Here is a 6303-nt window from a genome sequence, read left to right as displayed (position 1 = left end):
GTCGATTTTGATGGCTTTGCGCATTCGCCAGACTCGCACGGCCAAGTCGAACACGGAATCCTAAATCGGATGCAAGCGTCAGATTATATCCACTAGGTCCGGAGCTAGGTTGCCTTCCGCGAGTCGTTGCCGACCAATACCCGGAATTCTGGCTAAGTCTCGGCAACCACGAGATCTCCCCGAGCAGGGCACGGCAACTCTCGAATTGACCACCGCGGGCGAGTACCTGCATATCCGGATCCGGTCCGGTGACCGCCTGCAAGCCAAGCTCGAAAACTGCGTCGCCGCATACCGCGCCCTTGGCCGCGCGAAACCCGAGGGTAAACACTGGCGCTAACCCCGTGAGCAGCTGCTCGCCGGCCGACTTGACGACGCCGCACTGCTCGAAACCACATTGCACTGTGGCGAGATGCATTCCGGCGCCGCAGGAGCGGACGGCACCCGCCTTTACCGCGCCGGATCGCTTCACCGACGGCAGATCTGCAGCTTGATGACCCAGACCCAACAGCCGTGTCACCAGCCGCCAAATTGATTTCTGACAGTGTTCTCGAGCGGATCAGGGCATGGAAGGGTCGAACTTATGACGAGAGGTGCAGCCGCGATGATACCCTCGGGACGGTGCACTCTTGCCGATAACTATCCTACCCTGCTATCGACCGACCAGATTCTACCTCTCCCGAAATGGTTTGTGATGCCAAATCTGTTGTTACTTTCTAACAAACGCTACCATACCGACTTCCGCAAATACCTGATGCGTGCGGCAGAGCGCGCTGATGCGCGCGCGCTGCACATCTACTGTTGGGAGCAGATCATCCTTGCACGAAACGGCAGCGAGAACGCGACATTTGCGTCCGGTGTCAACGAGCACGAGATTCTGCAGTTGGTGCGTGAAAATCTTGGCGATGGTCGGCTGATCGTGCTGACCGGACTTGGCGGCAATGAAGTCCCGTTCGTGAGCCGGCTGCAGCGCATATTCGATAATGCCGTGCTGGTCTATGACGTCTATGACGACCTCCAGTTCAACGCGACCGGCTTCGAGCGGGGGATCCGGATGTTGCAGGATGCGATCTGGCGTTGCCGCTGCACACACACGATCCTACTGGATGCGGCGCTCAAGGAGCGCTATCCGCGTGCGCACCATCTTGACAATGCCTCACATATGCAGCCGATTGCGTCGGTAGAGAAGGCCGATCCGCGAAGCATGGTCTATATCGGCTCGATAGATAGCCGGGTCGATTTCACCTGGCTGGACGCACTGGCGTCACAAGGCGTAACGCTGGCGATTTATGGTCGCATTCACGAATCCACACCGCACGCCGCCGTCGAACTCGACGCGCTGCTGAAACGTCGCCGCAACGTCACTTTCCACGGCGGCTATGACAACGACGATCTGTGGTCGATCCTGGGCAATTTCCGTGTCGGCGTGCTGCCCTACCAGATTGATCATCCGATGACGCGGCACGTCAACCCGGACAAGCTGTATCATTACCTCAACGCCGGCCTCGAAGTGCTGGCCGCTCCGATTCCACAGGCGGTGCGCCATGCTGCCCATGTCCACCTGATTGCCAGCAACGGACCATGGCTCGAGGCGCTGGATGCGATCGCCACCGCGCCACGTCGCGGCGACTGGTCGGCGGTCGCGAACAGCTGGGACCGGCGTTGGGCCGAACTGGTACAGACGGTGGCAGCATAGCCGAAGGATAGAAACGTCTTGGCAGAAACTGGATTGCTAATTAACGATCACAAGAATTATCACGATCACCGGGACAACATGCTTTTATCGACCGATTACTTTGTCGCACGCGCTGACATCACCTAGCCCCATAACATCGCTCTGGCCGGCGAAGTGGAGCGGCTCGCGCTGAGCCTTGCTATCGAGACCACCCGCGACCGAGGGGGTGCTAGGCCGCCTTGCCAGGGTGGTCGAAGAGGAATGGCGGCACGGCGGATCGGGCGGGCGGGGGCGGTTGGCATTGCAAGTGCTGCGCCGGCTGTCATACCGATTGTTCCTACTCAGGATCCTGCTCGATCTGGCGCCGCTCTCGCCTCCCGCCGCGCCGGCGTCCTTGATGGTGGTGGCGATGGCGTCGATGGAAACCAGAGCACCTCGCAGGCCGCCGTTCTCGGCCAATCGCGCTAGAAGGACGGGAATGGCCGTCAACTCGTTGGACTTATCGGGCACCGCCTCCTGGCCGAGCACCAGGCGGGAGGTGGTGGCAAACGCCGAGACCACATGGATGGCGGCTTCCCCTGCCGCGCGATCATGGCTCCGGCGCGAGGTCTTGCCGTCGATCGCAACAAACTCCGGGCGATCCGGCCAAGTCTCGCGTACCCAGCCGCCAAAGGCTGCTGAGAACAGCGCCGGGGCGATGCGGTTCATCAGGATCGTCAGCCAGCGCCCACCAGGAACGCCATGCTCGAACGGGAGATGACGGCGGAGGAAATCGAGATGGGCCTCGCCCCATTCGGAGATATGATCGTAATCGTCGCAATCGGCGACCGTACCGCACACCACAAGTAACAGAACTTCCGCCAGAGGGTGAACGATGCGGCGGGTGTCGCGCGGGTCATCTATCCGGGCAAAGTGCTCGAGCAGCACAGCAAGGCGAGACTTCTCGGATGAGCTGGCAGCGATAGGCGACATACTGTGCGGCTCCAAATCGGGGAAACCACATAGAATCGCTGATGTGTCGCCGTGTCACCCATTGTCACATGAGTTCGGGGCCATGGGTTGGCAGAGGAGTGAGTTGCTGCTAGCGCAGGCCCTTCGATAGGATAAAAGGCGCGTGCCCTCGATAACACGATTCTCGGAGCGTACCGTCCCCATTATGTCGATACCGCTGATGAACGTACCCTACACTGCGTCCTTCTTCGACGGCCAGTCAGCGCGCAGCCTCACCTCAGCGCGGGCGGTGCTTGGTGAACTGTTCGACCGATTCCGGCCACAGAGCGTGCTCGACGTCGGCTGCGGCGTCGGGCCGTGGCTACGCGCTGCACAAGAGTTCGGTGCTACGGACATTCTCGGAGTCGATGGTGACTACGTTGATCGGGCCGCGCTGCTGATCGATCCGGCGGCGTTTCTGCCGGTTGACCTGGAGCGGCAACGACTGTGCGACGTCGCCCCCCTCTCGGACGGACGCCGGTTTGATCTCGTTATCAGCGTTGAGGTAGCGGAGCATCTGTCGTTCTCTCGCGCCGCGAGCTTCGTCAACGACCTGACAGGGTTCACCGACGTGGTGCTGTTCTCGGCAGCAGTGCCATTTCAGGGCGGCGAGCACCATGTCAACGAGCAATGGCCGGAGTTCTGGGCATTGCTGTTTCGCACCCATGGCTTCGACTGCCTCGATCTGGTCCGCCCGTTGATCTGGGCATGCTCGGATGTGGAGTGGTGGTACGCGCAAAATCTGCTGTTGTTCGTCCGCCGCGGAAGTGCCACGGCGCAGCGGCTGAAGCCGCGGTCACAGCCCCAGATCCGGGCCCTCTCGCTAGTACATCCAAGCAACTACCTCGCACAGGTCCTGAAATGGTTCCACACGCATCGGATGGCAGCGGCCGAGGAGGAGGAGGCCGATCTTGCGGCCCTCGTCGCCGCCTACCAAGCTGGCTCGGCTTGCATCCCGCCGCTGCGCGCCATCAGCCGTGCCGAGGCGGCGCCGGGGCGGTCAGATGTGTTCCCTAACACGCGGATCGAGCGTTGCTTTCCGGAAATCTTGCTGCGCGACCGACAGTTCCAGTACGAGACCCTCAGCACGGCGCATGCGAGCCTGCGCGACAGCCACCGGACGCAGCAGGCCGAGATGCGGGCATTACGGCGGGAAATGGAAGACCGGCTCGTCGAAAGTCGGGATACGCTTGTCCGTATCGTCGCCGAGACGGAGCGGCATGTGTCCGAAACGGAGCGGCGCCTGGCCGAGACGGAGCAGCGCCTGGCTGAGATGGAGCGTTCGCGAGTAGTCCGGCTGGCGCGAGCCTATCACGCGCTCTATTCGCGGTCGTTACTCGGTCTGCCGCTGCGCCTGCTGCGCCGGACGGTCGGCGGCATAATGCGGCGGCTACGCCCCAGCGTCGACTGACCTACCATGATAGCATTGGTGCACTCGACTGGTCCAGGGGTGGTAGGCTGATCTTCAGGCGAATCCCTTGGGTTCTGTCGCAAAGCTGGCCGACTGATCTGGTTGGCTAACGTTTGCCGGCAGCGATTGGGGTGGACAAACGGTCGATGATCGAGTTCAAGGGCAGTCACTTCGGACGAGCAGTGATCTTATGGGCGGTCCGCTGGTATGTGGCGTATCCTATCAGCTACCGTCAGCTTGAGGAAATGATGGCGGAGCGCGGCGTGAAGGTCGACCACGCCACGCTCAATCGCTGGGTCGTTAAGCACGTTCCGTGGCCATAATCCAGAGAACCGGTACCGGGTCGGGAGAAGACCGTGGGGCAGGGGCGGGGACCTACCGAACATCGTTGAGACCATCGCTCAGGACACGGGACGATATTACCTAGCGATCCTGGGCGCCTGCCTGATGGTGACACCCTGATAGGACGTGACCACCGACTGCGCGTAGGGACTGGTGAAGGCCTCGATTAAAAGCGTTCGAGGTTCAACCCACTTTACGGAAGGCCGTTCGTCTACGTGCCCCCCCGTATCCACTCTGAAAACAGCCTTGCCTTCGGCAACTGACCGATTGACCGGGACAAGCATGACCGTGTCGACCACGGTTGTTGTCAGTGCCCCGTCGCCACATACAGCTTCGACGACTGCTGCACTCCAAAGCCGATCCGGGGAAACGGCCGCCGAGATCGGCGTATTTTCGCAGCCGGCGTTGAGCGCGGGTCCCAAGAACAGAACCACTCCGGCAATTACGATCAACGCCAGTATGACTGCCCCGGAGAACCAAGCCGCTCCTTTGATGATTTTCATGGCAAAATTCCCGGCTCACTTTCCGCCAGTTGGCCGTATCGAGCCACTCGCGTACAGGGCGTAACCTTTTACGGTGTTATTTACGTTTCGTACAGGCAAATGGGTATATTCTTTATCCAATGAAGCCTTGCTGAAATCGGACCACAATATAGCATACTCGTTCTGTCTTGTCAGAACTTCGCGCATTTCCATTTCTGCGGAAGCACAATATAGCCCTATGGCCACAGTGGCGAAATCGATAAAATCCTGGACAACCCTGCCGTCAACTCGTTGCATATCCCACAGGCTTCCCTGAACAAAAAGTGGGAAACGATCATAACGTAGGAGGCCGGCATTTTTCACGGAAACGCCTTGATCGACGAAGAAATTTCCTTCCGGCTTTTTTGGTTTTTTCATTGCAGTATGCCCTGGGGTCTCCGCAAAAACCTGCCTTCCGTTGTCATCCTTGAAGTCGATAGGCGTGTTGTCACGGGGTGGTTCCAGACCTGCGAGGCGCCCCGCCTCGGCGGCGACTTGGGCAATTCCTCGCCCTGAAAATCCAACTATATATCGTCGCAGTGAGATAACATCATTTTCAACCGCGTGAGCGAGTCCATCAATAACCTGATCGAAGGACCTGAGAACGTCGCCGTGCAGATAAAACGTGTACCATGACCGCAGCGTCGTCTCCGCGGCGAGGTCATGGCGCATTCCCCAAAGCAGTTGACGCACTTCAGCCGCGCTTCGTATCTGAAATCTACCGGGGATCGGCGGCGCTGCATCGCGGGAGCGAGCGATCCGCAGAATCTGTCCACCAGACAGTCTGATCTCATCGATTATCATCGCCGCCCGGCTCCCCGACGGTGGAACCCTCGACGGATTCTCCACCCTCGTTCGTCATTATGCGACAACGACGTCATTTGGTAGCGCCAGCGAGAGCCATGAGACCGTCCAAAACCAGGGGGGTCAAAGCTCGGCCGGGCGGATTGGAGCATAGCGGAATCGACATCTCGCTGATATGCCCGTTCTGTTCTCCCCCCAGGTTTTGGACGGTCTCAAGAAAGTCTGGCACGCGCGGCTGTAAGCACGGCGGGTGTTGGGGTTGCGGATGTTCGAGGTGAAGAAGTCGACGTAACGCCAGGCCGCGGATTCGCCGGCTTCGGCGACCATCGACGGAATTAAGGCACCCTCTGGTAAGACCGTGGTAAAAGAAATTGCCGCCGTCGGAGAGACGAGCGCGGGCAATTGGTCGGGCTTGGACGGGTCGGATTCGTCGGTCATGGGGTTCATTCTAACACATCAATATCACGCATGATAAAGGACGTTGCACTAAACCGCTTCGCGGTAACTCTGTGATTTCGGCCTATTTTCTCTAACTCCACTTGGCTGTTTCTGGTCAAGCCGAG

At 59.7% G+C, this 6303-nt stretch carries 5 protein-coding genes and 2 pseudogenes; 3 read left to right on the top strand and 4 right to left on the bottom strand.

Annotated elements, in window-relative coordinates; translation table 11 throughout:
* Nucleotides 1-691 precede the first annotated feature (691 nt).
* Nucleotides 692-1693 carry a hypothetical protein gene (locus tag GSQ89_RS37845; protein ID WP_158933287.1) on the top strand — a complete coding sequence of 334 codons (1002 nt, stop codon included), beginning with the start codon at nucleotides 692-694 and terminating at the stop codon, nucleotides 1691-1693.
* 348 nt (nucleotides 1694-2041) lie between these two features.
* Here the strand turns inward: GSQ89_RS37845 and GSQ89_RS37840 are convergent.
* Nucleotides 2042-2644 (bottom strand): annotated as a pseudogene (locus GSQ89_RS37840) (ISAs1 family transposase); the annotation flags it as partial.
* A 199-nt stretch (nucleotides 2645-2843) separates the two neighbouring features.
* Here GSQ89_RS37840 and GSQ89_RS37835 point away from each other — a divergent pair.
* Together GSQ89_RS37835 and GSQ89_RS37830 are read left to right on the top strand one after the other, a co-directional pair.
* Nucleotides 2844-4073: a class I SAM-dependent methyltransferase gene (locus tag GSQ89_RS37835; RefSeq protein ID WP_158933286.1), complete on the top strand. Its 1230-nt coding sequence runs from the start codon at nucleotides 2844-2846 to the stop codon at nucleotides 4071-4073.
* A 146-nt stretch (nucleotides 4074-4219) separates the two neighbouring features.
* Nucleotides 4220-4387: pseudogene (locus tag GSQ89_RS37830) on the top strand (IS6 family transposase); the annotation flags it as partial.
* Nucleotides 4388-4492: 105 nt separating this feature from the next.
* Here the strand turns inward: GSQ89_RS37830 and GSQ89_RS37825 are convergent.
* The 3 genes from GSQ89_RS37825 to GSQ89_RS37815 form a co-directional block, all read right to left on the bottom strand.
* A complete protein-coding gene (locus tag GSQ89_RS37825; protein WP_158933285.1) occupies nucleotides 4493-4918 on the bottom strand; it encodes a hypothetical protein in 426 nt (141 codons plus the stop codon).
* Between the two features lie 15 nt (nucleotides 4919-4933).
* Nucleotides 4934-5740, bottom strand: coding sequence for a hypothetical protein (locus GSQ89_RS37820; protein ID WP_158933284.1), 807 nt, complete (start codon nucleotides 5738-5740; stop codon nucleotides 4934-4936).
* A 123-nt stretch (nucleotides 5741-5863) separates the two neighbouring features.
* Nucleotides 5864-6178: a hypothetical protein gene (locus GSQ89_RS37815; protein WP_158933283.1), complete on the bottom strand. Its 315-nt coding sequence runs from the start codon at nucleotides 6176-6178 to the stop codon at nucleotides 5864-5866.
* Between the last annotated feature and the right edge of the window lie 125 nt (nucleotides 6179-6303).

Origin of the sequence: Acidisphaera sp. S103, assembly GCF_009765975.1 — a bacterium.
Lineage (GTDB): Bacteria > Pseudomonadota > Alphaproteobacteria > Acetobacterales > Acetobacteraceae > Rhodopila.
The sequence above is the reverse complement of the archived record's forward strand: the minus strand, read 5'-3'. Positions and strand labels throughout refer to the sequence as shown.

What these genes read in the sequence shown, in the direction of transcription:
- GSQ89_RS37845 (WP_158933287.1), top strand. Translation starts at nt 692, where the DNA reads ATGCCAAATCTGTTGTTACTTTCTAACAAACGCTACCATACCGACTTC.
- GSQ89_RS37835 (WP_158933286.1), top strand. Translation starts at nt 2,844, where the DNA reads ATGAACGTACCCTACACTGCGTCCTTCTTCGACGGCCAGTCAGCGCGC.
- GSQ89_RS37825 (WP_158933285.1), bottom strand. Translation starts at nt 4,918, where the DNA reads ATGAAAATCATCAAAGGAGCGGCTTGGTTCTCCGGGGCAGTCATACTG.
- GSQ89_RS37820 (WP_158933284.1), bottom strand. Translation starts at nt 5,740, where the DNA reads ATGATAATCGATGAGATCAGACTGTCTGGTGGACAGATTCTGCGGATC.
- GSQ89_RS37815 (WP_158933283.1), bottom strand. Translation starts at nt 6,178, where the DNA reads ATGACCGACGAATCCGACCCGTCCAAGCCCGACCAATTGCCCGCGCTC.